Below are 538 nucleotides of genomic sequence, written 5' to 3'. Positions count from 1 at the left end.
AGAAACTTCCCATGCCACAATTTCATTATTATACAAATCTAAAACGGCAGATAGGTAGGCAAACGTGTCTCCAATCCGCACATAGGTTATATCTGTTACTAACTTTTGTAACATGGACTCTGCATAGAACTCACGGTTTAAAACATTTTTAAATACAACGGATCCTCTTCGGCCATAGAATGGACGTTTCTTTCGAATAACAGATGTAACCCCCAATTCTCTCATCAAACGACGAACACGCTTATGATTGACAACGATTCCCTCTCTGAATAAAGCTCGAGTCATCCGTTTATATCCGTAGTACGGATGTATCTTATGAATGGCTAATATATGTTCTTTTATCCATAGGTTTTTCTCAAGTCTTAGAGAACGTTTAGACTGAGTTTTCCGCCATTTGTAGTAACCAGCTCTTGAAACTTCACCGATTTTTAATAGCCACGCGAGTGGGTGTGTTTTCCTCAATCCATCAATTACTTGAAACCTTTCGGCTTTCAGGACCATTCCTTCCCATGTAGATTTGGATTGCGCTTTTTTAAAT

1 protein-coding gene is annotated in these 538 nt (G+C 38.7%); it reads right to left on the bottom strand.

Annotated features, from left to right (window positions below; all coding sequences use genetic code 11):
* Window positions 1–538 (bottom strand): IS3 family transposase (locus SB775_RS27370; protein WP_410864278.1); only part of this gene is annotated, 538 nt, incomplete at both ends.

The sequence above is a fragment of the Peribacillus sp. SIMBA_075 genome (assembly GCF_046534585.1).
This window is presented reverse-complemented; position numbering and strand designations above follow the sequence as displayed.